Source organism: Edaphobacter sp. 12200R-103 (assembly GCF_010093025.1).
GTDB lineage: Bacteria > Acidobacteriota > Terriglobia > Terriglobales > Acidobacteriaceae > Edaphobacter.
In genome coordinates, this window is the sequence record NZ_CP048114.1 from 3,893,783 (window position 1) to 3,918,179 (window position 24,397).

Genomic DNA, 24,397 nt, shown 5'->3' on the forward strand with positions numbered 1-24,397 from the left:
AGAATTATCTGCCTGAACCCAGAAGTCGTTTGACCCAGTGCCAATGCAATTTTTTGCTATTGAGCGGATATGCGATCGCTCCTGGAATCGTGAGCTCGATTTCAGTACCAGCACCCTCCTGGCTCCAGATCTTTAGCTGACCGCCGATCTTCTGGGCTCGCTCACGCATACCAGGAAGTCCCCAATGTCCATCACGGCCACGAAGCAGCACAGCATGATTGATTCCAACGCCGTCATCGCGAACTCTGAGCCGTAGGCGGCTATGATCGTAGGTGATTTCGACCTCGATTTTCGAGGATTTCGAGTGTTGAAAGGCATTCGTCAATGCTTCCTGCCCGATCCTGTATACCTCGTTGCCGACTGTTGCATCCAGAGGCTGCTGTGGCCCGATGACGCTAAGGCTGAAGCGGATCGCATAATCCTGCCGAAGCTCTTCTCCGCATGCAGCCAGCCTGTCCGGCAGCTCATTGGCAGATGTTTCATCCTGCCGAAGATCATGAACGCGCTCTCTTCCCTCGAGTAGCACTTCGTCCGCTCGATCAAGCACTTTTCCCATCAGATGCCGCGCAGGATGGTCCTCGGGAATTGCTTTCATCACGGAGTCAAAACGCAATACGAGACCCTGAAAGCCCTGCAGGAGTGTGTCGTGTAACTCTCTGGCGATGCGCACCCGCTCTTCCAGCCGTGCACTGAGACGTTGTTGGACCTGTGCGGTAGCCCGCTTCAGCCGCAGCAGGTAGAGCAACCAGAGGCATCCTGCCAAGGCGATCGCGCAGAAGATCCGGAACCACGCTGTCTGATCGAACGCAGGCAACACGACAAAGTGCAGCGTCGATCCGACCTCATTCCAGACTCCGTCGTTGTTACAGGCGATCACGTGGAATTGATAGGAGCCGGGATCAAGATTTGTGTAAAAGGCCTCCCGACGGGTTCCTGCATCCTGCCACTCTTTGTCTTGCCCCTCGAGCTTATAGCGAAAGCGAACTCTTTCAGGAATCGTAAGACTTGTGGCTGCGTATGCTATTTGCAAGTTTCTGGTTCGGGGCGGCAGCTTCAACAAAGTGGAAGGGCTGTATTTCCTGCCATTGGCGGCTACGGACTCGATCAATACGGGCGGTGGCACGGCATTCCGTACAATCCGCCTGGGGTCGATCCAGGCTAATCCTTTCGTCGTGGCGAACCAGATACGGCCATCTGTTGTTTGCGCAGCCGAGGGTGATGCGAGGGATCCCCGAAGTTCTGACGTCAATCCATCCAGTAGACCGAAACTCTCGAATTTCACTTTAGCCGAGTTCAGATGTCTAAGTTGATCTTCGCGAATATGAATGATTCCTCGATTTTCGGAGAACCAGAGATCGTTATGGGAATCGACAACGATTCCCGAAACGCCACCAAAGGTGCTGCCATCGGATGGGCTCACCTTCTGAAAGCGGTGGCCATCAAAGACCTCCAGTCCATACTCACCACCGACCCAGATGTTCTTTGCCTGGCCTTGGATAGACGTGATGGCGCCTGACTGGACCCCGTCCTTGCCAGAGAAAATCCTGATCCTGTCTCCATCCAGGATGGCAATTTTGTTCACGAATCCGAACCAGATGCGTCCCTCTGCATCAGTAAATTCCGAGGTTGCGGTGCCCTGCGGACCACCCAGTCTCGCAAGAGTAGTCCAACCAGCCTTTTCTAATCGAAACGTCCCCGAATCCATGGATACCCATAACCGGCCTGACCGATCTTGAGTGATCGCTTTAACGCGCGATTGTAGGTTTACAGAGACGCCACCAGTTGTTGGTAAATCGATTCGGCGCAGCATCAATCCCTCTCCTACAACCATAGAACGGTCATAGTTGTAGGTCAGAGATCTCTGCTTTGAATCGCTCGTGACTAAATGTTCGTCAGCGAGGCGAAAGATAGACCACGGTGTTGCAAACCATATAACGCCATTCGGATCGCGATAGATACAGTCAATGTATCTATCGCGTAACTGCATGGCGACCTTATCGTTTTTGATCTTCAACAAAACCTGAGGACCGATGCCTGACGCCCACAGCCCATCCTGGTTATCCGCTGTCAGTGCGCTTGTCGTAAAAGAATGCAGGGACGGGATGGCCAAGGTGTCGAGGTTCGTAACCGGCTGAACGGGAATCGAGACGACGGGGCTCTGCCGGAAACGATCCAGCCCATCACTGGTGCCAATCCAAAGATTGCCTTCGCGATCCTGTAAAACACAGTTCACGTAATCGCTTGTAAGGCCATTCTGTGTTGTGAATGCCTCTACCTCGGAATCGCGGATCTGCCATGCAGACGGACCTTTAATCTTAGGTTGGTGGAGACGGTCCGGGTATGGAACACGTCGAATTCCATTACCCAGGCTGGTAATCCAAAGGCTTCCTTGATTATCAAATGTGATTGCCTGGGATCCCACAAGAATAGCAGGCTCCTGCTTTGTGCCACTTTTTCCAGGCAACGGGACGGATCGTACTCCGTAGCCTGTTTCTGCCATCCACAATGTGCCATCAGGCGATTCGGCGAAGTTTTTGACACGGAGTAGACCCCGCGCGGCTATCTGAAACCGATTCTCTCCCGGCGCGAGATATGCGACCGTCGTTGGCGTCCCCACCCAGACTGTACCGGCGCGATTCACAAAAACTGTGTTGGCTGGGCCAGTGAACCCCCAATCAGTTCCAATCTTTCTCCAATGTGCTCCATCCAGGAGAGCGATCCCATCCTTTCCGGCCGCTATCCAAATCCTGCTCTGTTGGTCGCGCGCAAATGCTAACACCGCACCGGAGGGAAGCCCATCCGACTTGCCATAGTCGATTATCCTTCCATTCTTAATAAAGCTGACCCCGCCGTACCAATAGCCCACCCATAGGCCACCATCCGGTGTCGAAAATAAAGAGACTACATTACGCTGTGGAAAGGGCTGGCCGGATTCCGGCTTATAAGGTTCAAATTGAATTCCATCGAAACGAAATAGTCCGGTTGCTGTGCCTAACCACAAATATCCATCTGTAGTTTGGGCAAGCGCATGCACCTGGCCTGGCGCCCCTTCGATGTAATTCCAGGCGGTGTGGTAGAGCTGGTCGATCATGCGATCACGATCTATCCCGTACATGGGAAGGCAGAAAAGAAGAATCCATCCGTAGATCCATGCTCGTCTCCTTTTGGAGACGGTTGGCTTCTTTCTCTGCTGAACACTCTCAGTCATAGGGTGAAATGATCTTGGACAATCGAATGGCGTGAGGAAAAGAGGTCAGCTCACTGGATGTCATGGAAACAACAGAAGTTGTGCCGACATGCAACCTCATTTTTACCTCATCAGAGACATTAGAACAGTTTTCCGAGGGCGAAGATAAGTGCAGGCGCGCTCTCTAACAAATTGCGATAGCAGCATGCGAGTATTACGGTAATTCGCCGGCGCATACATCCGTCCGAAGCTGAGGATCTCGATCGAGAGCATGCCATCAGATGATATGACGAAAGCCAGTTATTCAAAGTCCACATTTATCCTTGTATAAGCCCCGGTTACGTACCGCGATGGGAGGACGCATGGCAAGCAAAGGAATTCTTCGCCAGGATAAGCACGAGATACATCCACTGGCAGGCAAGACCCTGATCGAAGCGCCGATTATTGCAGCGGTTAATGATCCCAGCGCCTTTGAAGTTGCGTTAGAGAGCCCTCCACGGGCAGTGTATCTGCTAACCGGTAATCCTCTTTCTTTACCCGCGATGCTTCGACGGGCAGCGGAGAGAGGGAAACAGTGCTTGGTGAATATTGACTTTCTTGACGGCCTTGCGCGCGATAAGTTTGCGGTCGAATTTCTGGCGAGTCACGATGTCGCGGGAATTGTTTCAACACGTTTCGAGATTCTAAAGGCGGCGCGGTCCTTCGGGCTGATTACGATCCAGCGAACTTTTAGCCTTGATACAGCGGCGGTGGCTGCTACAGTGCGATCATTGTCGCAGTTTCTTCCGGATGCTGTTGAGGTGCTGCCTGCAATGGCAGCACCCAAGGTTTCACGACGCTTATTGAAAGATCATCCGGGATTGCGAATTATCGGTGGTGGATTGATCGAAACCGTTAGAGAGATCGAAGATCTTCTGGCTGCGGGAATTGATGCTGTCTCTGTAAGCGATCAGCGTCTATGGCTTATTTGATGATGTTCCGGTGCGCAAGGACCTCAGGATTTGCGCAGTAGCGCAACGTTCCGTTCTGGAGGTAGCTTTGCAGCTCTTCTGCAGCAATCCGTGTGGCCTTGATTGCGGCCTGCTTTGTGCCCCCGGCGATATGGGGCGTCATGATGAAGTTGGGAAGTTGTAGAAGGGGTGAGCCGGATGGAAGCGGTTCTTCAGGAAAGACGTCTGCCGCGGCTGCGAACAGATGGCCGGAACGAAGAGCCTGTTCAACGGCATCATAGTCCATAAGTGTTCCACGAGCGCAGTTCACCACCACTGCTCCGGGCCGGAGTTTAGCAATCTGAGCTGCGCCGAGAATATTGCGGGTTTCTGCAGTTTCGCGCGCGTGGAGAGAGACAACATTCGAACGTTCCAGCAACTCATCAAGGTGGTTTACCTGTACCACGGGGTCTCCGTCGCCGATTTGAGCGTACGGGTCATAGCAGAGGACGGTTGCGCCAAATCCATTCAGGATGCGGGCTACGATGTTGCCGATTGCGCCGTAGCCTATGAGTCCCACGGTTGCAGTTTCTAGTTCAAAACCAGCTGTATCCCAGGTGTAGTCTCCCTTCCACTGGCCGCGACGGATGGCGGCGTCAGTCTGTGGGATGAAGCGAAGCGCACTGAGCAGCAGCGCAATGGTATGTTCGGCGGTTGCTGCAGCATTGCGTGCGGGCGTATAGGCAATGGCGATGCCGTACTCTGTGGCGGCGTGAATGTTTACATTGACTGGGCCACCACGGCACACAATAAAGAGTTTGAGGCCTTTTGCTCGTTCCATCACGCGCTGCGTTAGAGGAGCATGATGTGCGATGCAGATCGAGACTCCCTGAAGCGCATCGATCATCTGCTCTTCAGAGCCGGAGGCTTCGCGAACCTCAGCGATATTGCGGAACGGCTCAATTGGAAAAGGAGTTGATGCTTCGACGATCTCAAACCGATTAACCAACGCCCCAAGCGAAGCGCGCATGAGTCGGGGAGAGATAAAGTGGTCTCCAATAACGAGGAGCTTTTCTTGTGTCATTGATGATTGATCTCCTTCTCAGGGAAGTAACAAGGGCGCATTGAAAGATAAAAGGCTGATGACAGGATCTTTTATTTCTACTTCAGTGACGGTGCAGTTGTGGAATACGGGAAATACATGCCGATAGCGTGACAGAGGGATATCAAGCGCCTGGCAGAGAATCAGACGGAGAAGTGTGCTGTGAGCCACGACAAGAGCCTGCCCGTCTGGAGGCGTTGCGGCTGCGATGGAACGCAGTGCAGTCAGGCCTCGTTTTGCAGCCGCAACGGGGTCTTCGCCATCGGGAAAGTGATGATGGACTGGATCTAGGCGAAAGGCTGCGAGCGCTTCAGGCATTGCAGCTTCCATCTCAGAGACCGTAAGGCCTTCTCCTCGTCCGAAGTCCAACTCCACAAGTCGATCTTCAATCTGTAGCGGAAGGCCTAGAGCATCGGCAGCGGGTGTCGCTGTTTCGATAGCACGGGATAACGGGGAAGACCAGACAGCTTGAATATCGGCTTTTGTAGCCCATTGTGCAAGACGAACCGCCTGCTGTTTCCCTTTGTCTGTGAGAGCAATATCGGTTTGGCCGGCGTACCGGTTCTCGGCATGCCAGATTGTTTCTCCATGACGAGCAAGAAAGAGGTGGCTCATAGAGTTGCACCCTGGAGAGTAGCGGATGCGATTGAACTATCAATCCATCCTCTTTTTTCAAGTTCGCTGACGAACCTTCGATACTGTTCGAAGTACATTGATGATTGTCCCGTTGGTTCGATGATTGTTTCGATATGCACCATGCGCTTTGCGACACGGTCCAGAGTGTCTGCGGACGATGCGGCGAGTACAGCCATGCCAAATGCGGCTTCTGCAATAGCGGGAACAATCAGAGGACGACAAAGAACGTCTGCGCGGATTTGATTGAAAGCGTCGCTTTTCGTCGCGCCGCCGGAGATGAAGAAATCGCCATTCTTCGGAACCCCGTTGACGGCCATGACATCGACGCAGAGCCTCTCCGTGCAGGCTATACCTTCGAGAATCGCGCGATATCTGGTGTCTTCCGAATCGATCACTCCGAGCGTGAACCCAGTTGCGTCGGGGTTCGCAAAGGGAAAGCGTTCTCCAAGACCGCTCAGTGGATACATGACGACACAGGAGGGAGGCGAGGTTTTGGCAGAAAGGTTCAGCTTTGGAAGGTCTTCGCTTTTAAATTCCTTCGCTATGATCCCTGCGCCTACGCTGGATGCTCCACCAGGAAGCCACATTCCATCTGGAGAGCGATGTGAATAGATGACGCCATGCGGGTCGCACAAAAGACGTGGTGTCACTCCCTTCAATACAAGCGTAGTGCCGATGACAGAATTCCAGCTGCCCAGAGCAACAGCACCAGAGGCGATCTGTGAGGCACAGCCATCGGTCATGCCTGAGTAGATGGGAGTTCCAGCGGGAATGCCAGTCTCTTCAGTTGCGTGATGTCCAGTTTCTCCGATGCGAACGCCGGGACGGACAACCTCTGGCAGGACAGCCGGATCGATTTTCAGGGATTGCAGTACGTCTTCGGGCCATCGATCACTCAGCTGATCGTATCCAGTTTTCAGGGCATGACTGGTGTCTGTCGCGAGCATTGTTCCGGCCAGACGAGCGTTGATGAAGTCATTTTGATGAAGGATGCGATTGCCGGAATGAATCAAACCGTGGTTTGAAAGCCACACGATTTTAGGCAGAGCCCAGGAGGGCTGCATCCGATAGCTCATCCGTTGCCAGACATCGTTTCCGATATGGTTGACGTCTTTGGCTTCCACCACCGCCCTGCCATCGTCATACATCAAGGCGGGTCCACTGGGGCGGAGTTGAGAATCCGTAACGACAATGGTTCCCGACGTCGCATCGACGGCAATGCCTAAAATGGGTACTCTGGCAAGCTGTGTTGTTACCTGCTTGCAACCGATACAGACTGCACGCCACCATTCTTCTGCATTTTGTTCGTGACGATTGTTTTCTCTTGAACTGGTGAGTGGCGCTGACGCGGCTGCAACCACCCAGCCATCTTCCGTAACTGCCATCACCTTGACGCTTTGTGTCCCCAGGTCGATGCCAAGATAGACCGAATCCTTCATCGGTCACCTCGAAGCACGCGCCACTGCGAGGATGCGGAATCGCGCAATGAAAGCCATGTTTTATAGCGTGTCGTAAAGGTGTCATTTTCATGCGCTCGAGGCGTAAATGTGCTGGCCTCTGTCTCGAGGTGGAGGCTACTGTCCGTCTGAGATGTTGCTGTACGAGCCCATAGAAAAGCTCCTCGTGCGCCGTGCTCCGCGCTTCCAGGCCGAATCACATTCACCCCGATGACATCTGCAATCATCTGGCACCAGAGATCGCTGTTCGCTCCGCCTCCGGAGACACGAACGTCTTGCAGGGTGGAATCGGAAGTGCGCTCGAGACATTCGCGGATGACGAACGTGAGGCCTTCGTACAGGGCGTGACAGATTTGCGATGGCGAGCTATGAAACGACAGGTTATGAAAGCTGCCACTAGCCTTTGGTTCAAGAAAGGGGGCTCGTTCTCCGGCGGACGACAGGTAAGGAAGAAAGAAAGGGTTTTCTTTCGAGATACACGCTGATTGCGCGAACCGCTGAAGTTGTTGTTGATCATCGTTCGCGAGAAGTTTGGATCCCCAGCGTAGTGCCTCACAGCCAGTGAGCGTGGGCATGGCACGGAGAAACTGCCCGTCTTCCAAGGCAATAGTAGTTCCAGAGGCAGACTGGTCGAGATCGATAGTTGGAAGAATCGTCTCCGTGCAGATGGTAGTGCCGAGAATGACACAAGCCTGTGTGGAAGTGTTTACGCCACATCCAATGGCAGTTGTGACGATGTCATAGGGGGCCATCAGCACAGGTGTACCTATAGGGATACCCATCTGCTGAGCTGCAGTGGGGGTGAGCGTCGCGATGAGATCATCCGCCTGCGAGATTGGGGGCAGCTTCTCCATATATCGTTCCAGCCCAAATAGCTTAAGCAGCTCATCGGAGTAGCATCGCTTTTTTACATCGCAAAAAGGATTAGAAGCGTCGGAAAGGTCGGCGATAGAACGACCGGTCATGCGGGAAAAAAGCCATCCGTTGCAAGTGAGCACCCAGCGTGCCTGCACAAGCGTCTGCGGTTCATGTTGGGAGAGCCAGCTGAGAATCGCATTCGGCAATCCGGCATACGATGCCGATCCGGAGATGCCGAAAGCATGATCGATGATGCCTTCTTTGTGCCAGCGCTCGATAATTTTATGCGCGCGCCCGTCATTCCAAAGAATAGCGTTTCGAACTGGATTGCCATGAGAATCGACGAGCCAGCAGCCATCTCCCTGTGCTGTGGATACGATGCCGGTGATCGGCTCCGCACATCGCTCAACGACCTGGCGAACGACCGATACGACAGAGCGCCAGACGTCCAGTGGGTTCTGCTCTGAGTAATCCTTATGAGGCCGCAACAGTTCTGTGCTGGCACGTGCGAGTGCGAGTTCCTTGCCTGTATCGCTGAAGGCAATTGCTTTAATCACTGTTGTTCCCGCATCAATTGCGATCCAGGCCATTTAAATCTCCACTGTTCTTTCGTCAGGAATTGTGAGGGTCCATGCCATCAGGCTGCTCAACAGGTACAGTCCTGCAAAGATCCACATCAGACCGCCAATTCCAACAGTGTGATAGAAGATGCGCACCAGGCCCGGTCCCACGAGCATGGCGCCGCCTGCCCCGAGACTAAGCAGAGAAAGTGCCTCGCCGCGATTCTCAGGAGCAAGCATGGGAGCGAGCGCGGAGAGGGGTACGTAGCCGGCCAGGGTAGCCCCATACAGCATACCTACCACAATGCTGAGACCGTAACTTCCAGTAGCCAGCGGCACATAATAAAGTGCGAGTGTGGTAACAGTACATCCCAGTCCACCGCAGATGGCTACGGTTTGACGCCAACCCATCCGATCACCGATAAGGCCGAAGAGCAGGTTCCACACAATATTAGAAAGGAAGATCGCACTGAGCAGTGTGAGAAATTGCGCCTGGGTCAAGCCGATCCGGTCCTGAAAAAATGCAGGGAGAATAATGAAGAATCCAAACTCGGGTGCGGTATTGATGACGCGGACAATGCATGCAATTCCGGTCTTTGGTTTTCGCCACGCGAGGGTGACAGAGTGCAGGAGCGCTCGAAAAGGTTTTTCATTTTCAGAGACGAGGCGGGAAGCACCTTGCGGTTCACGGACCCCGATGAGCAGAACCACTCCTCCTGCGAGGGCGAGCAGCGTCGCAAGCCATAACGTCCCGTATTGGCCGATCCGGGGGATTGAAAGTCGTGCAACCTGTGATCCCAGCGTAGGGAGTCCGCCGGTAAATGCAAACCAGAACCAGCCCATGGCAGAGGCTAGCCTTTGCTTGGGGGCGGCAACCGTGATCCATACAAGAAATCCAAAGGCAAAGAGCGGATAACCGAGACCGCGGAGGCCATAGGTGGTCAGGATAGCTGGATAGGACGCGTGCCGTAATCCGAGCGTCAGAAAAAGCGTCTGAAAGAAGAGCCACAACAAGAGGCCGACTTTGATGACGCGCCGAGGCCCCCATACATCGGAGAGAGAGCCGGAGAGCCATCCGGCAAGTGCAGCCATCGCTCCGTAAAAAGAAGAAATTGCGGCGGCTCCATCGATAGAAAGGCCGCGGCTCACAAGATAAGGGGTCAGGAATCCGGATTCGACGCCGTCACCGATCATGAACAGCAGCAGACCTACAAATCCCCACCTCAATACATGAGGTATGCCGATCGTATCGAGGCCTGATGGAGTATCTGCTGCCGAGTTCTCTCTGAGTGAAACCATAGACCCCGCAAATCAGCCGTTTTCTCTTGTGAGCGTAAAAAGCCGCCCCATCCCCATGACAACTCATGAGTGTGGGGCGGCTTTCGATTCTCTGCCGCTGACGATCTGGATAATGCAGGAAAATGGTGTGGACTGTCAATACGCGTACCGGTGCTATCAGAGCAGGAAGACTTTTGAGCGCGCAATTTATCCTGAAGCGTCGAGAAGGAGATGCAAGACCATGATGAAAAAGATCGCGATGCAGAAAAAGTGGATAGTGATGTGCATCGCAGGCGTAATTGTAGGGATTAGTGAAGGGCAGATGCATGCGGCAGAGGCGAAGACCGCGACGGAAGCCTTGGATTATGTCAGGCCCAACATTGGTGGCATCGGGCAGCTGCTCACAGCGACGATTCCCTATGTGCAGTATCCCTATGGGATGGCGCGATTGGCTCCGATCACGACGCCGGGCATCAAGGATCGCTATCTTGCGGACAAAATCTACGGATTTCCTGCGGGGCTGGCGACGCTGATGATATCGACTGGGCCGGCGGACACCCATGTGAAGGGCTATGCATCGGAGTTTGATCATGATTTTGAGACCGCGACTCCTTATTACTATGCCGTGAACCTCGATACATGGAATGCAAAGGCGGAACTGACGGCAGGGGAGAAGAGCGCGTACTACCGGTTTACGTTTCCGGCGGCGACGCATGCGCATGTCGCGCTGAGCCTGCAGGATCACGCTGAGATTGCGGTTGCAGGTGATCGTGTGGTGCAGGGGAGCGAGCGGGTTCGCGACAATATTGCCAGCACCTCAGGCACAGGAGGAGAGACGCGAGAGTATTTCTACGCGGAGTTTTCGCGCCCCGTCGCAAACTGGCAGACGTGGAAGGGCGACACCTTTTCGCATGATGCGAAACAAAGCGGCGATGGCATCGGGTTTGTAACCGATGCTGCAGAGAAGCAGGGCGAGCAGGTGGAGGTTCGGGTCGGCATATCGTATATCAGCGTAGAGCAGGCGAAACGAAATCTGGAGGAGGATGCGAAGGGCCGCACCTTTAACGGAATGAAGGCTGCCGCGCGCGAGAAGTGGAACCAGGCGCTGGATGGTATTCAGACGGTGGGAGGGACGGAGAAGGAACGTGCCATCTTCTACACGGCGCTGTGGCGGTCGATGGGGAGAATGACGGATATTACGGAAGGCCACCGCTACTTCAGTGGCTACGATCACGCAGTGCACGATGCGCAGCGGCATCACTTCTATGTCGATGATGGGTTGTGGGACACGTACCGCTCGCTGCATCCGCTACAACTGCTTCTGGATCCGGTGCGGCAGCAGGATATGGTGCGATCGTACCTAAGGATGTACCAGCAAAGCGGATGGATGCCATCGTTTCCGTCGGTTGCCGGAGAGCGTGCGGTCATGATCGGTCACCATGCGGCGGCGCTGATCGCCGATATGTACGAGAAGGGATATCGGGACTTCGATGTGAACCTGGCGTATGAGGCGATGCGGAAGAATGAGACGGAGGCTACGATGCTTCCGTGGCGAAGGGGACCGCTGACCAGCCTGGACAAGGTGTACTTCGAGAAGGGATTCTTTCCGGCGCTGGCGTATGGCGAGAAGGAGAGCGTGCCGGAGGTTACGGAAGAGAGGCGACAGGCCGTATCCGTAACTCTGGAGAACGCCTATGACGCGTGGTGCGTCGCACAGCTGGCCAAGGCATTGGGCAAGACTGAGGATGCGGCGTATTTCACCAAACTCGCGCATAACTATGAAAACGTCTTCAACCCTGAGATTGGCTTCATGGCTCCGCGCAGCGCAGATGGCAAGTGGGTGGAGCACTTCGATCCGAAGCTTGGAGGAGGGCAGGGAGGGCGCGATTACTTCACAGAGGTGAACTCGTGGCTGTACACGTTCCATGTGCAGCACGATGTTGCGGGGCTGGTACGGCTGATGGGTGGACGCGAGGCGTTTGCGAAGAGGCTGGACCGGCTGTTTGTAGAGCAGTATGGGACATCGAAGTATGCGTACCTTGGGCAGTTTCCAGATTCGACGGGACTGGTGGGGTTGTATGCGCAGGGGAACGAACCCAGCTTCCACATTCCCTACCTATACGACTTTGTTGGACAGCCTTGGAAGACGCAGAAGCATGTGCGGCAGTTGCTGGATGTCTGGTACGGGGATGGGCCGTTGGGAATTCCTGGAGACGACGACGGCGGCGAAACCTCGTCATGGTATGTGCTGAGCGCGATCGGATTTTATCCGGTCTGTCCAGGTAGTCCGGTGTATGAGATCGGGAGTCCGATCTTCACAAAGAGCACCGTGCGGCTGGGCAATGGCAAGGAGTTCACCGTGCTTGCAAATGGCGCCTCGGCCCAGAACAAGTATATTCAATCGGCACGTTTGAACGGGAAGCCGCTGAACCGGCCGTGGTTCCGGCACTCGGAGATCGTAAATGGAGGCTTGTTGGAACTGGAGATGGGAGACAAGCCGAATGTGCAGTGGGGCAGCCGTCCAGAGGATGCTCCACCATCGATGAGTTCTCAACAGCCGAATTGAGTTCGGGGAGAGGCCGTTTCAAAGTCTGAGAAGAGCATCGCCGGAGAAATAGCGGGAGCGGCAGCGCTATCAGTTTTGTTGATAGCGCTTAAGGATGCTTTCAAGTGAAACAACTCCTTCGAGGGATCCACGAACAGCTCGGTTGGTCACAGGCAGCATTGGCCAACGCTGAAAATATGGAAGCGCGCTTGACAGCGGCAGATCCGGAAAGAGTATAGGAGTTCGCTCCGGCCCGAGCTTCTCCTCGAGGCGAACCGTATTGAAGGTGACCTGGTCGGCGAATGTTTCGACTGCCAGCGTATCCAGCTCCTGTTTCGTAGCGGTGTACCACAGGCCATCGCGGCAATGAATCAAGACCGGGGATGAATCGTGAATCTTGCCGTATTTCGCTAACGAATCCATTGCTTTGGATATAGGTTCTGCTCCCGGGAGGATGGGGGCCACGATCGGTTGCAAAGCATCTTCCAGATGCAGATCGCGCTCTTCGCGTTGCTCTTCCATGGAAGGCAGGTAGAGACCATCCTCGTGGGTCAGGACCTCGAAGATAGGGACCGGGAGAAGGGACCGTGAGATCAGATAAGCGATCGTATTTGCAAGAATGACCGGAATGACAATGGAATAATTTCCGCTGACCTCGAGCACCATAAAGACGGAGGTGAACGGCGCTCTCAAAAAGGCGGCAAAGAGAACTCCCATACCTACGAGGGCATACGATCCAACAGAACCTGTGAGGTGGGGAAAGAAGAGCTTCTCAAAGGAGCCGACGGAGGCTCCCAGCATCGCTCCGATAAACAATGTAGGAGCAAACATGCCACCGGGTGTTCCGCTAGAAAAGGACAAGGTTGTCGCGATAATTTTGAAGATGGCGAGTATCAGCAGCATCTTCCATGCAAACTGTGCGTGCATCGCCTGGTCGATGACATCGTAGCCGGCTCCCATCACCTGAGGTAGGCCGAAATAGCCGATGCAGCCTACAAGAAATCCTGCTGCTGCAGGCTGGAGCATCCGCAGAGAAGGCTTTGCGCTCTTCAACCTGGGACGAAGATATTCCAGAAGCTTTGAGAAAGCGAGCGAGGCAATTCCCCCAAAGATCCCCAACACTGCATAAGCCAGCAATTCGCGTGGGTCGCGTAGATTGACTGCCGGTACGCGGAACATGGGTTCCGCTCCCCAAAACCAGCGCGCGACAACCACGCTCGAAATCGTCGCCAGGACGATTGAGCCCAGTATGCCTGCGCTCCACTGCCCGATCACCTCTTCGATAACGAAGAGGATTGCCGAGATAGGAGCGTTGAACGCCGCAGCAAGGCCCGCCGCCGCGCCTACCGGAGCGAAGATGCGCAGGCGCGCCTTGGAGAGCTTGAGCCTTCTGCCGATGAGTGAAGCCACACCGGCGCCGATCTGTAACGAAGGGTCTTCCGGTCCGAGCGAATGGCCGCCGCCGATTGCCAGCGCAGAGAGGAGAAATTTGCCGCACACAGTGCGAAACGATATGTATCCGTTGTGGATATACATCGCAGCCTTGGTCTGATTAATGCCGCTGCCCTGTACATTCGGAAAGACGAAGCGGGTCAACAGTGCAACGATAAGTCCGACGACGGTCGGCACGATCAATAGTCTTGTCTGCCGAGGCCCTGGTAAAGAACCAAGCAACAGTACATTAAGCCAGTCGATCGCCATGCGGAAAGACACGACCAAGAGACCGGAGATGATGCCAATAAAGATGGAGAGCAGGAGAAAGATTCGCTCTTCGCGTCCGGGAATGGAAGACACCGACTCCTGAGCGATGGATGGCCCTGGCTGCTGTGAGGTTGCGCTAATGTCTGCCCCCTTTCGCTGTGGACGACTCTGCCAGCAGAAGTAGCAGAGCATCATCTCCGGTGGGTACTGCTGCACAATGCCGGCTGGTCTCGATCTCGGTGTCGTAGATCAACTGCAATGCAGCTTTCTGTTTATCGGAATCGTTGAGAAGTGCAGCGCGGCTCGTTGTGGCATCGGGACCGAGCCAGCGAGCGGCTAAAGACTGCAGAAGATCCTGCGATCGATCAACCTGCGTTGTACATGTATCCCAGCGCGCCTTTGCAATTGCTCTATCGGCGAGGATACGCGCTACCCGTTCTTTCTCTGGCAACGTTTCGCTGGGTATGAGCTGTAGAATGCGGCGAGCCTTCGTCAACAATGCGGCGTTCTCTTCATCTTCGGGATGCTGGCGTATTGCGCGCGCGAGTAAAGTCGCGGCCGTCGTGTAGTCGCCGTGCCGGTACGCAAGCCCGCCGGCTTCAGTCAGTGCTGTCTGATTGTCAGGCTGGAGTGCGAGCGCCTTTTGAAAAAAAATCATCGCTTCGGAAGGGGCGGCGGCCTGTTCCAACAGGTTGCCGATCATTACGTCAAATTCCGGATCATCCGGAGCATTTCCTGCGGCGACCAACAGTTCTGTTTTGGCCGGGCCGAGCTCTTTTTTTTCAATAAGATAGCGAGCCAGCTCGAGCCGAACCTCACGCCGCCGTTTCGCTCCATCACCTTCCCAATCCCCATAGATAGAAGCACGATAGAAGTTGATCGCACCTTGCACATTATGTTTTTTTGCGGCTAGACGAGCGAGTTGTAGATTGATGGATCCCTCTCCTGGACGCTCCTCTCGCAATCCTATGAAGTAGTTATAGGCCTCCTCGACTCTGTTCGCCTGTGCGAGGGCCTCCGCCAGCATCAACTCATAACTCCGCCTTCCCGGTGCATAGGACAGGGCGGTGCGGTAGCAGGTAATCGCCTGATCAGGTTTGTTGGCCAGCAAGGCGGCCATGCCGCGGTCCGACCAGCGTTTTGCGAGATCTGCGCGGTGTTCCTGGAAAGAACGGAATAAAAACAGAGTCACCACGAACAGCACAACGGTGATTGCAGTCAGACTGAAAAAAGTGATGGAGTCGCGTACGATCAGTTGGCGTTTTGTGGTCAATTTATTGGAGTTGGTTACCATCGGCTATTCAAAACAAACACTTAGACGGTCTGAACTCGCAGGGAGAAGACGGGCCTTCCTAGTTTAGCGTCTTGGCACTGTATCTGCAGCGCGTGCAAGAGGAAGGACTCGGATTCCATCGCATGGAGCGGTTTTCGCACCGATTACTCCAGGAGCGTGACGCACTTCTCACGGACGAAGGAACGATGACAGGACCGATAATCCGCTATTCGAGACTGGGTGGAGAGGTACCGAGCGGAGTGCGGCGTAGATCTCCAGTCTCTTCTTCGAGCAGCCATCGGCGAAGCTGCAAAATGTCGTTGGCGCGAACGACTCCAACCACATTCATCGTCTGCCTGGATTGAACGACGACCACGTTTTCGACATCTTTCAGCATCATGGAGCGATGCACCTGATCGACGGATTCGCCAGGATAGGCGAGCACGTAATCCTGACGTGCGAGTTCTCGCATGGTGAAGTGATGATCCGGAGGCTCGATGCGCATGAGGTCTCGCGCTTCCACAATGCCGAACAGCGTTTCATCCGCGTTGACGACGGGAGTAAATCCTGTCCCGGTTGGCTTGTATTTTTCGAGGACAGACTGCAATGTGTCATCACTGCGAACAACGTTGAACTCTCTCTTCATCACCTGCTCAATGCTGGCGCGCATCAGTACGGGAACGGAATAGTCCTGGCTGATAATGAGCCCGCGTTTGACGAGCTTAATGGTCATGATGGAATCGCGGCTGCAGAGACGGACGAATCCATCGGCGATCATAACCGAGACAATCAGCGGGAGCAGAGAGTTGGGATTGTGGCTGAGTTCGAAGAGGAAGACGATGCTGGTGAACGGCGCGCGCGCAATGCCTCCAAAGACGGCCGCCATGGCCACAAGAGAATAGAAGGCGGGATCGCTTACGAGCCGCGGAAAGAAATGCTGGCAGGCAGTGGCATAGGCCGCGCCAAGCCCTCCGCCGACAACAAGGGACGGTGCGAAGACGCCTCCCGTCGTTCCCGAGCCAAGAGAGATGACGAGTGCCCAGAATTTCGCTACAGCAATGCTGATAAGGGTAGCAACGCTGAGGTGATCGTTGAGCATCTGGCGTATGGTGCCATAGCTGGTGCCGAAGACCTGCGGGACGAAGTATCCAATGATACCGAGGGCGAGTGCTCCTATCGCTGGCGACCAGATGGCCGCGTGCTTGAAGGGAAGCTCGTCGAAGAAATCCTCGAGCCAGTCAAGGGTGCGAATCATGCACAGACCGACGAGTCCCATCAGGATTCCCATTAGGGCGAAGAGCCACAACTCGCTCATGCCTGTGAGCTTGAATGCGGGTGTTGGAAACAGCGGGCTCCATCCGGCGAAGTAGATTCGTACGCCAGTGGCCGCTGCGGAAGCCAGCGCTACGGGGATGAAAGAACGCGCGCGCAGCTCAAAAAGCAACAATTCGACGGCAACAAGGATGCCGGCTAGGGGAGCCGTGAATGTAGCAGCCATTCCGGCGGCCGCGCCACAGGCCAGCAGGACGCGGCGGTAATAAGGTGTGAGTCCCAGGGCCTGCCCCAGAAGAGAGCCGATAGCGCCACCGGTCTGAATGATAGGACCTTCCGCGCCGAAGGGACCGCCTGTGCCGATTGCGAAGGCAGTTGCCAGAGGTTTCAGGATGGCCACGCGAAGACGCATCCGGCTATGGCCGAAGAGCACAGCCTCCATAGCTTCTGGTATGCCGTGGCCCTTGAGGGTGGGTTCGAGAAAGTAGATGAGAAGACCTACGATCAAGCCGCCGATCGGCGGAATGAGGATAACCCACAGGCCAAGATGATTGTTGGCTGGATCCGAAACGGCAAAGGAAACCTTGCCATAAAAGATCAGATTGGTGAAAAAGTAAATAAGCTCCAGCAGGCCCTGGGCGACAAATCCGCCAACGATACCTACCACGACCGCAATGCAGCATATTTTGATAACCTGCGGCTCGAGAGCAACGCCGAACTGGTGTTTGGTAAAGTCTCCCGAATTCAGCGTTGCTGCATTTGAAACCGGACCATCCGCCATAGAGATTCCCTCTTTGCCTGCAAAGAAGCAATCACTGAGACAGATATAGGTGAAAGATCAACGTAGTATCAGAAGACCTCACCGCCGAAAGAGACGAGTGAGCTCTCCGCCGCCTTCGCCATACTGTCTCTGCGCAGCTGCAATGCCTGCAATATGTTTGTCTTCGTTACGACTCCAACTACTTTGTCCCTGGTCTGAACCGCCAGGAGCATAGGTTCGCTGTCTTGCTCGAGCAACAACCGAAGCGCCTCCGTCGCATTTGTGTCCGGAAGAACCTTTTGAACTCGACGCTGCATGATGTCTCGCACATGAGTTGTACCCCACTTTTCCGGAGGAACCTGGCTGAGCGACCAGAGGCTGCAGGTGCCGACAATTTTGCCGTTATCCATGACCGGGAATATCTCATGCCGTGTATGCGGCGAAAGCATGGCCGTGAACTCCCGGAGGGTGAGTGCCCCGGAGGTCGCGATCATCTCCGTCTGCATGATCTGGCTGACCGGAAGATCCTGCAGTTCGGCAACGCGCACAGCTTCGTGCAGACGTTGATCGCCGGATGCCGAGGCATCGCCGGATACCGCGTAGGCAACTGCCGACCCGATAAGTGCAGGGATGATGAAAGCGTGTCCGCCCGTTGCCTCTGCAACGAAGACGACCGCTGCAAGCGGAGTCTTATAGCCTGCGGAGATGAAGCAGGCCATGCCTACCGCCGCATAGAGTGCAGGCGTTGCGCTGTGAACGAGTGATTGCGAGAAGGCCAGGCCGAAGGAGCCTCCGGAAAGGAAGAGGGGCACGAACATGGCGCTGACGCCGCCTACACCCAGCGTGAAGGCAGTGGCTGCAAGCTTGAAGATGCCGAAGGTCACCAGCTCCAGGCTGCTATGGTGGCCGGAAAGGATGATGTCCACGGCCTCGTAGTTCGGACCCAGGGGCAGCAGGCCGTTGTTATAGAACTGCAGAAACAGAAGCCCGCACAGGCCTGTGAGAAGGCCGCCGACAGACATCTTGACCCAATGAGGCCATGCAAGGCCGACGCAGAAGGAACGAAAGCGACGGAAGGTGATGACGAACGCCATTGCCACCAGTCCGATCAAAAGTCCAAGCAGCGCACTCCAGACCAGGTCTTTGCGAGTGAAGCCGGTGGCAGTTACGAAATCGAAGAGCGGTTCGCTGCCAAGAAAAGAGCTCAAGGTCATGAAGGAGACAACGGAGGCGATGAGAGACGGCAGGAGAGCTTCATGCGCAAGATCGTCCTTGTAGGGCATTTCAAGCGCAAAGACGATGCCGGTGAGCGGAGCGCGAAAGACTGCCGACATGCCTGCTGCAGCACCACAGATGAGCATGATACGCCGGTCTCGGGCATCAAGATGGAAGCTGCGCAGGGATCGAAACCGCGCCCAGATCCACGAGCCGATCGCGCCTCCGCCATAGATGCTCGGGCCTTCGAGAGCCGCACTGCCTCCGAGTCCAACTGTTGCGATGGCAGCAAGAATCTTCGGCACAAAAGGACGCAGATTCATGTGGCCCTGATGCTCGTGGTAAGAACAGATGACTTCTTCAGTCGAGTGCTCATCAGGATCGGGCGTGAAGAACTGCATGATGAGGCCCGCCAGCAAACAGGCCAGAACAAGCCCTGGAACGATGGCCCAATGATGTGCAAAGTAGTAGCGAAGGACGGGGGGCCACATCTTATCGAGAATGATGACCGCAATTGCCGTAATGGCAAGTCCGGTGGTTACTCCAATAATGGGTGCGATGACGAGCCATTTTTGAAGATCGCGAGCATAAACAGCGGTAAGGTCCTCATGGACCAGGGGAGCGTATTTGCGCAGTAATGGATGCCGGAAAAAGCCTCTCCAGCCTTGTTGTTCTTTCATAAATGACTTGCGGTACGATGACTTTCCTTATCAGGTGTATGCGCTATCGATGATTCAGAGATCGATTTCAGCTTGCTTTTCGTTGCGGGTCCGAACAGCTCTTCGCGTAATCGATTCAGTTCGTCACGATGCTTGACAGACAGCTTTCTCAAGATGCCGCGGCCGCGTGACGTGAGGGAGACGACAACAACACGACGATCGGATGGGTCGCCTTCGCGACGAACCAGGCCGCTCAGAACAGCCCGGTCGATCAGGCCTACTACGGAGTGATGCCGCTCTTGGAGGAACTCTGCCAGCTCAGACACGGTGGCCTTGCCACTGCCGGTAAACCCGGCGATGCCCAGCATGAGCTGATGCTGTTGCGGCGTGATCTCTACCTCACGCGCCGCGCTCTCACTGAATCGTAGAAATTTACGGAGGAGATAGCGGAACGACGCCAACTCAGAAAGTACATGGTGAAATTCATACTCATCCGAGTCGTTGACGACCTTTGGTTTCTCCCGCACATCTATACTATATCGTAATGCGAGGTTTTTGCAAAGCAAAATTCGAGTCGGGGAGCTGAGCTGTTCCATGGTTTCCCGCTTTTTTTACCGTTCTAAGGGCCTAATCGGCAAAGTGCTTTTTGATTACTGGAATTGCCCCTTTGCGGACATCGAGGAGAGGAGCACACCGTTAGAAGAATAGCCAGTTAGCTCTTCCCATATCGGTACTACTGAGATGAGCTTCTACTGTGTTCTCATAAATCAGTGAAAGAGCTTAGGCCAGAAGTTTTAGGGATAGCGCTGGACGCGGAGACTCGGTGCATCCATTACCGTTCCGGACTCGACATCATCGCCATCAAAATGGCATGTTGCGGAGTCTACTATGCCTGCAAAGATTGCCACGATGCATTAGCAGGGCATGAGATTAAAGTCTGGCCGCGCTCAGGATGGGACACCCCAGTCGTCCTGTGCGGAGCGTGCGGGCTGGAGTTGACGATTCGCGAATATATGCATAGCAACTATCAGTGCCCAGGTTGTACGGCTAGATTCAATCCGGGCTGCAGAAACCACTATCACTTTTACTTTGAGGTGAATGGCGATCCAGTCTGATCTCGCTCGATAAAGCTGCCAACGATCGCTGCACATTTCTCCACAAACTCCCGATCATGAGCGGAGAATGCCGCCAGGTCGTGGCTGTCGATGTCAATCTCGCCCACCACTGTGCCGTGCGCTCGAATGGGGGCAACGATCTCCGATCGTGTTTCAAGCGAACAGGCCAGATAGCGTGGATCGGAGTTGACATCGTCGACAATGACGGTATCGTTCTGTGCGACCGCCGCGCCGCAGATTCCCTGAGTCACTGGGATACGCACGTGTTCGGTGGGCGCCCCGCAAAACGGCCCGAGAACGAGTGTCTCCGGATCATCGGGATCGAGCATGTAAAATCCGGTCCAATTGTAGTAAGACAATCGTTGCGGAATGATCTCGACGATGAAGTTCTGCAGAGCGGCGAGATCGGCTGCGGATTCCGCAAACGACGCTGCTTCGGAAAGAATCTGGGAGAACGAACTCTCGGACATATCTCTATTTTGCGCCTTCTAAGACTTAAGAAAATTCGCTCTCTGAACCCATCATCCAAAGGTGAACGAGAAAGCTTGGACACCCGCATCCAGAAACTCAATGGTAAAGGTATGGTCCTTGATCGCGTCCTTCTGTCTCACCAACTGATAGAGTCGGTGTTCCGTGACGACACCATTACCTTGCGGGTCCGTGTCCACCCCATGATTCTCTCCTGGAGCCTGCCCATCAATGGTTATGCGAAAGCGGACAGGCTTGCTGTCCGCCGTGGGGCCGAGCACGAGATGCAGATCGCGCGCATGGAAGCGAAAGACGATCTTTCCTCCAGCCGATTGGAGCACGGCAACCTGCCGGTGATCGAGCCACTTGCCTGCGAGTCCCCAATCGTTCAGCCCAAGACGGCCGGGCACCGTGTAGATATGGTCTACCTCCCGATTGATACCGCCTGGTGATACGAAGTGTTCTGCTCGCGCGTAGCCGATGTAGGTCTCCGGCGAGCGCACATCCTTCATGTCGGCTGCTGCCTGAGCGCCCTGGCCATGAACGTTGACCGTGCTGGCAGGCATTGGCTTTGCGTTCGCTTCTTTCAGCAGATCCTGGATCCACCGCTCTGACTGAGCGTATTCTCCCTCGCCAAAGTGTTCGTAACGCACCTTGCCTTTGGCATCGATGAAGTAATGGGCAGGCCAAAACTGATTATGAAATGCATTCCAGACCGCGTAATTATTGTCGAGCGCGACAGGGTAGGTGATGCCGTACTTATTCACGGCCTTCTGCACATTTGCCCGTTCCTTCTCGATATCGAACTCCGGCGTATGGACCCCAATCACCACCAGGCCACTGTCTTTATATTTTTCCGCCCATGCGCGGATATACGGGAATGCGCGAATGCAATTGATGCAGGAGTAGTCCCAGAAATCGACGAGAACGACCTTTCCTTTAAGTTGCTTCGCTGTCAAAGGAGCAGAATTGATCCACGCCGTTGCGCCGGACAGACCGGACAAGGGATGACTTCCCACGATGCTTGCCGGCTCCTGCGCTTCGAGCAGACAAGTGGTTGCAGCCGTAAAGCTGAAGACCGTCGCAATCGCAACAGCAATAGACAGATTTATTCGTCTCAACCGGGAAATGGCAGGCATCGGTTTCAATCTCCTTTGTCCGACACTATAACTAGTAGTGAGGTGCGGTTATGGCGGACGAGACTCATACAGTAGACGCTCTTGAAGACCAAAGAGTCACAGAACTTCGCATGGCCCAGGACAAGGCAGAACAGCTTTTTCAGGAGGTAGAAGCGCGCAAGCTGATCCGCGCAGGTGTTCCTGAAAGCCAGCTTAATCAGGAGATCTATCTTTTAGCGAAAGAGATGTATGGGATTTCTACGTACTGGCATAAACGGATCGTCCGTGCTGGCTCCAATACGCTGTTGCCTTATGCCGACAATCCTCCGGACCACACCATTGGTGAAGACGACATTCTATTTCTTGATCTCGGCCCTGTTTTCGAAGAATACGAAGCAGACTTTGGCCGTACTTTCGTGATCGGGACAGATCCCGCAAAGCTAAAGATGCGCAATGACGTAGAGAATGCTTTCGTCGAAGGAAAACGCTACTTCAAAGCGAACCCTGAGATTAGGGCAAACGAACTCTATGCTTATGCGGTGTCTCTTGCAGAGAAATATGGCTGGGAGTTTGGCGGCCCGATTGCCGGACATCTGATCGGGCAGTTTCCTCATGAGCGGATTGCTGAGGACAAGATAACGCTTTACGTCCATCCCAGGAGCAAGCTCCGCATGCGCTCAACTGACGACAAAGGACGGCCGCGCCATTGGATCCTGGAGATTCACTTTATAGATCGCAAGCGTCAGATCGGGGGGTTCTTCGAGGAACTTCTGACTATTGACAGCCAACGCTGAGGGAATTTCTTTTCGTCGCCGATTCAATGAGTGCTGGAAGTCGGAGAAATCTTATTGACTTCAGGTGCTAGTCGACGGATTGGGGAAGTATTACTCTCTTCCTTGTAAGAGGAGTGCAACATGCCTCGTAATGCAGGGTTCAATTTGAAGCAGAGGAAAGTCCTTGTTGTAGGTGGCGGTTTTGCCGGCCTGCAGTGCGCATTGGATCTCGCCAGCGAACCCGATCTCAGTATCACGCTGTTGGACCGCAATAATTATCAGCAATTTCATCCTCTTCTCTACCAGGTAGCGGCAGGATACCTTACCCCCGGCAATGCCGCCTTTGCGTCGCGTGACTTTGTAAAAGACTATCCGAATGTCGATGTACAGATGGTAGAGGTCAAAGCCATTGATCTCTACCATTGCTCCGTTACAACTTCGGAGGGTGCTGAATATGCCGGGGACATCCTGGTGCTATCCACTGGATCACACGTCAACTTTTATTCTGTGCCTGGTGCGGAAAAGTTCTCGCATCCTCTCTACTCGCTTCGTGATGCCGAAGCCCTGAAAGATGTTCTTTACAGCCGATTTGAACAGGCCGACGTGGCGCCCCCAGCGCAGGAGCCACTTAATATAGTCGTCGTAGGCGGAGGCGCAACAGGAGTCGAAATGGCAGGCACCATCGCCGACATGATCACCCGGGTGGTAGGCCGGGAATATCGCCACCTCAGGCCCGAGATGGCGAAAGCCTCTGATCGAAAGCGATCCCATTCTTTTAAAGGGCTTCAGCGCAGCTTCTCAGGCTTATGCCGTTTCCGCCCTACGCGATAAGGGGGTCGAAGTCCATCTTGGTACAGCGGTAAAGGAGATCACTGAGAATTCCGTCCACCTCTCAGATGGTTCGAAGATTGAATCCGATACGGTGATCTGGGCTGCCGGCCTTCGAGCCAATCTTTTACGGGGAATTCCGCCTGAAGCGGCGCTGCCCAACGGACGTCTTCGCGTCTAGCCAGATCTGACGATGATTGGACTATCCAATGTATTCATCGCTGGCGATCTTGCAAACGCGATGGACGCACAGGGAAATGCCTATCCCCAACTGGCCGCGGTGGCAAAGCAGGCTGGCCAGCACTGCGCAAGAAATATTAAGCGGATGATCGAAGGCCAGGAGCTTGAGCCATTCGTCTATAAGGATCGAGGCATTCTGGCAATGGTTGGCCGCAACGCCGCTATTACCGAGTTGGGAAAGGCGCATCACCAGCTCTCCGGTCCGGTTGTCTTTGCTGCATGGCTGGGAATTCATGCAGGTTTACTCCCTTCGGTAAGGGCCCGTTTCGAAGCGGTCATTGAGTGGGCATGGGTCTACTTTCTCGGAGATCACGCATCGCAGATCATTGATCGAACTGGACGCCTGCCGGAGAATGCCTCTGCACCTGCAAACGATGCAATTTGACAACGTCCACCATCTCCACGATAGTTTTCATGGTCTTC

Annotated in this window: 20 protein-coding genes; 7 read left to right on the forward strand and 13 right to left on the reverse strand. The window is 54.6% G+C overall.

What is annotated here, in order from left to right; all coding sequences use genetic code 11:
• Positions 1-4 precede the first annotated feature (4 nt).
• Complete coding sequence (locus GWR55_RS16210; RefSeq protein ID WP_162403192.1) at positions 5-3,208, reverse strand: sensor histidine kinase; 3,204 nt, start codon at positions 3,206-3,208, stop codon at positions 5-7.
• A 341-nt stretch (positions 3,209-3,549) separates the two neighbouring features.
• Between GWR55_RS16210 and GWR55_RS16215 the strand changes: the two genes are divergently transcribed.
• On the forward strand, positions 3,550-4,158 hold the full coding sequence (locus tag GWR55_RS16215; protein WP_162403193.1) for a glycerol-3-phosphate responsive antiterminator: 609 nt from the start codon (positions 3,550-3,552) through the stop codon (positions 4,156-4,158).
• Here GWR55_RS16215 and GWR55_RS16220 read toward each other — a convergent pair.
• From GWR55_RS16220 to GWR55_RS16240, 5 genes are read right to left on the reverse strand one after another with little or no spacing between them, the layout of a single operon-like run.
• Positions 4,151-5,200, reverse strand: a complete 1,050-nt coding sequence (locus GWR55_RS16220) for a 2-hydroxyacid dehydrogenase (protein ID WP_162403194.1) — start codon at positions 5,198-5,200, stop codon at positions 4,151-4,153. The two genes, GWR55_RS16215 and GWR55_RS16220, sit on opposite strands and share 8 nt — an antisense overlap.
• An 18-nt stretch (positions 5,201-5,218) precedes the next feature.
• Complete coding sequence (locus tag GWR55_RS16225; protein ID WP_162403195.1) at positions 5,219-5,833, reverse strand: histidine phosphatase family protein; 615 nt, start codon at positions 5,831-5,833, stop codon at positions 5,219-5,221.
• The gene (locus GWR55_RS16230) at positions 5,830-7,293 is read right to left on the reverse strand and encodes an FGGY-family carbohydrate kinase (RefSeq protein WP_162403196.1); all 1,464 of its coding nucleotides are present in this window, start codon (positions 7,291-7,293) and stop codon (positions 5,830-5,832) included. Before GWR55_RS16230 ends, GWR55_RS16225 begins: the two co-directional genes overlap by 4 nt.
• Positions 7,290-8,759 carry an FGGY-family carbohydrate kinase gene (locus GWR55_RS16235; RefSeq protein ID WP_162403197.1) on the reverse strand — a complete coding sequence of 490 codons (1,470 nt, stop codon included), beginning with the start codon at positions 8,757-8,759 and terminating at the stop codon, positions 7,290-7,292. Before GWR55_RS16235 ends, GWR55_RS16230 begins: the two co-directional genes overlap by 4 nt.
• Complete coding sequence (locus tag GWR55_RS16240; protein WP_162403198.1) at positions 8,760-10,028, reverse strand: MFS transporter; 1,269 nt, start codon at positions 10,026-10,028, stop codon at positions 8,760-8,762.
• Between the two features lie 220 nt (positions 10,029-10,248).
• On the opposite strand from GWR55_RS16240, the gene GWR55_RS16245 reads away from it, so the two are divergent.
• Positions 10,249-12,573, forward strand: a complete 2,325-nt coding sequence (locus tag GWR55_RS16245) for a GH92 family glycosyl hydrolase (protein WP_162403199.1) — start codon at positions 10,249-10,251, stop codon at positions 12,571-12,573.
• A 69-nt stretch (positions 12,574-12,642) separates the two neighbouring features.
• On the opposite strand, the gene GWR55_RS16250 is transcribed toward GWR55_RS16245, so the two are convergent.
• The 5 genes from GWR55_RS16250 to GWR55_RS16270 all read right to left on the reverse strand — a co-directional run bounded on the left by GWR55_RS16250 (position 12,643) and on the right by GWR55_RS16270 (position 20,028).
• Complete coding sequence (locus tag GWR55_RS16250; protein WP_238398467.1) at positions 12,643-14,346, reverse strand: chloride channel protein; 1,704 nt, start codon at positions 14,344-14,346, stop codon at positions 12,643-12,645.
• A 43-nt stretch (positions 14,347-14,389) separates the two neighbouring features.
• The gene (locus tag GWR55_RS16255; RefSeq protein WP_162403200.1) at positions 14,390-15,547 is read right to left on the reverse strand and encodes a lipopolysaccharide assembly protein LapB; all 1,158 of its coding nucleotides are present in this window, start codon (positions 15,545-15,547) and stop codon (positions 14,390-14,392) included.
• Positions 15,548-15,752: 205 nt separating this feature from the next.
• Complete coding sequence (locus tag GWR55_RS16260; RefSeq protein WP_162403201.1) at positions 15,753-17,579, reverse strand: chloride channel protein; 1,827 nt, start codon at positions 17,577-17,579, stop codon at positions 15,753-15,755.
• 68 nt (positions 17,580-17,647) lie between these two features.
• Positions 17,648-19,453 (reverse strand): chloride channel protein, encoded by a 1,806-nt coding sequence (locus GWR55_RS16265; RefSeq protein WP_162403202.1) that lies wholly within the window; start codon positions 19,451-19,453, stop codon positions 17,648-17,650.
• Entirely contained in the window at positions 19,450-20,028 is a 579-nt protein-coding gene (locus tag GWR55_RS16270; protein WP_162403203.1) for a MarR family winged helix-turn-helix transcriptional regulator, read from the reverse strand. The genes GWR55_RS16265 and GWR55_RS16270 overlap by 4 nt, the downstream gene beginning before the upstream one ends.
• A gap of 270 nt (positions 20,029-20,298) precedes the next feature.
• On the opposite strand from GWR55_RS16270, the gene GWR55_RS16275 reads away from it, so the two are divergent.
• Complete coding sequence (locus GWR55_RS16275; RefSeq protein ID WP_238398468.1) at positions 20,299-20,547, forward strand: CHY zinc finger protein; 249 nt, start codon at positions 20,299-20,301, stop codon at positions 20,545-20,547.
• Here GWR55_RS16275 and GWR55_RS16280 read toward each other — a convergent pair.
• Complete coding sequence (locus GWR55_RS16280; RefSeq protein ID WP_162403205.1) at positions 20,517-21,017, reverse strand: GAF domain-containing protein; 501 nt, start codon at positions 21,015-21,017, stop codon at positions 20,517-20,519. The two genes, GWR55_RS16275 and GWR55_RS16280, sit on opposite strands and share 31 nt — an antisense overlap.
• A gap of 51 nt (positions 21,018-21,068) precedes the next feature.
• Positions 21,069-22,154: a thioredoxin family protein gene (locus GWR55_RS16285; protein ID WP_162403206.1), complete on the reverse strand. Its 1,086-nt coding sequence runs from the start codon at positions 22,152-22,154 to the stop codon at positions 21,069-21,071.
• A gap of 50 nt (positions 22,155-22,204) precedes the next feature.
• Between GWR55_RS16285 and GWR55_RS16290 the strand changes: the two genes are divergently transcribed.
• From GWR55_RS16290 to GWR55_RS16305, 4 genes are all read left to right on the forward strand, one after another.
• On the forward strand, positions 22,205-22,927 hold the full coding sequence (locus tag GWR55_RS16290; RefSeq protein ID WP_162403207.1) for a M24 family metallopeptidase: 723 nt from the start codon (positions 22,205-22,207) through the stop codon (positions 22,925-22,927).
• Positions 22,928-23,047: 120 nt separating this feature from the next.
• The gene (locus GWR55_RS16295) at positions 23,048-23,737 is read left to right on the forward strand and encodes an NAD(P)/FAD-dependent oxidoreductase (protein WP_162403208.1); all 690 of its coding nucleotides are present in this window, start codon (positions 23,048-23,050) and stop codon (positions 23,735-23,737) included.
• Positions 23,676-23,915, forward strand: coding sequence for an FAD-dependent oxidoreductase (locus GWR55_RS19615; protein WP_370521436.1), 240 nt, complete (start codon positions 23,676-23,678; stop codon positions 23,913-23,915). The genes GWR55_RS16295 and GWR55_RS19615 overlap by 62 nt, the downstream gene beginning before the upstream one ends.
• A 12-nt stretch (positions 23,916-23,927) precedes the next feature.
• Positions 23,928-24,359 (forward strand): hypothetical protein, encoded by a 432-nt coding sequence (locus GWR55_RS16305; protein ID WP_162403209.1) that lies wholly within the window; start codon positions 23,928-23,930, stop codon positions 24,357-24,359.
• Positions 24,360-24,397 lie beyond the last annotated feature (38 nt).

What these genes read in the sequence shown, in the direction of transcription:
- GWR55_RS16210 (WP_162403192.1), bottom strand. Translation starts at nt 3,208, where the DNA reads ATGACTGAGAGTGTTCAGCAGAGAAAGAAGCCAACCGTCTCCAAAAGG.
- GWR55_RS16215 (WP_162403193.1), top strand. Translation starts at nt 3,550, where the DNA reads ATGGCAAGCAAAGGAATTCTTCGCCAGGATAAGCACGAGATACATCCA.
- GWR55_RS16220 (WP_162403194.1), bottom strand. Translation starts at nt 5,200, where the DNA reads ATGACACAAGAAAAGCTCCTCGTTATTGGAGACCACTTTATCTCTCCC.
- GWR55_RS16225 (WP_162403195.1), bottom strand. Translation starts at nt 5,833, where the DNA reads ATGAGCCACCTCTTTCTTGCTCGTCATGGAGAAACAATCTGGCATGCC.
- GWR55_RS16230 (WP_162403196.1), bottom strand. Translation starts at nt 7,293, where the DNA reads ATGAAGGATTCGGTCTATCTTGGCATCGACCTGGGGACACAAAGCGTC.
- GWR55_RS16235 (WP_162403197.1), bottom strand. Translation starts at nt 8,759, where the DNA reads ATGGCCTGGATCGCAATTGATGCGGGAACAACAGTGATTAAAGCAATT.
- GWR55_RS16240 (WP_162403198.1), bottom strand. Translation starts at nt 10,028, where the DNA reads ATGGTTTCACTCAGAGAGAACTCGGCAGCAGATACTCCATCAGGCCTC.
- GWR55_RS16245 (WP_162403199.1), top strand. Translation starts at nt 10,249, where the DNA reads ATGATGAAAAAGATCGCGATGCAGAAAAAGTGGATAGTGATGTGCATC.
- GWR55_RS16255 (WP_162403200.1), bottom strand. Translation starts at nt 15,547, where the DNA reads ATGGTAACCAACTCCAATAAATTGACCACAAAACGCCAACTGATCGTA.
- GWR55_RS16260 (WP_162403201.1), bottom strand. Translation starts at nt 17,579, where the DNA reads ATGGCGGATGGTCCGGTTTCAAATGCAGCAACGCTGAATTCGGGAGAC.
- GWR55_RS16265 (WP_162403202.1), bottom strand. Translation starts at nt 19,453, where the DNA reads ATGAAAGAACAACAAGGCTGGAGAGGCTTTTTCCGGCATCCATTACTG.
- GWR55_RS16270 (WP_162403203.1), bottom strand. Translation starts at nt 20,028, where the DNA reads ATGGAACAGCTCAGCTCCCCGACTCGAATTTTGCTTTGCAAAAACCTC.
- GWR55_RS16275 (WP_238398468.1), top strand. Translation starts at nt 20,299, where the DNA reads ATGGCATGTTGCGGAGTCTACTATGCCTGCAAAGATTGCCACGATGCA.
- GWR55_RS16280 (WP_162403205.1), bottom strand. Translation starts at nt 21,017, where the DNA reads ATGTCCGAGAGTTCGTTCTCCCAGATTCTTTCCGAAGCAGCGTCGTTT.
- GWR55_RS16285 (WP_162403206.1), bottom strand. Translation starts at nt 22,154, where the DNA reads ATGCCTGCCATTTCCCGGTTGAGACGAATAAATCTGTCTATTGCTGTT.
- GWR55_RS16290 (WP_162403207.1), top strand. Translation starts at nt 22,205, where the DNA reads ATGGCGGACGAGACTCATACAGTAGACGCTCTTGAAGACCAAAGAGTC.
- GWR55_RS16295 (WP_162403208.1), top strand. Translation starts at nt 23,048, where the DNA reads ATGCCTCGTAATGCAGGGTTCAATTTGAAGCAGAGGAAAGTCCTTGTT.
- GWR55_RS16305 (WP_162403209.1), top strand. Translation starts at nt 23,928, where the DNA reads ATGATTGGACTATCCAATGTATTCATCGCTGGCGATCTTGCAAACGCG.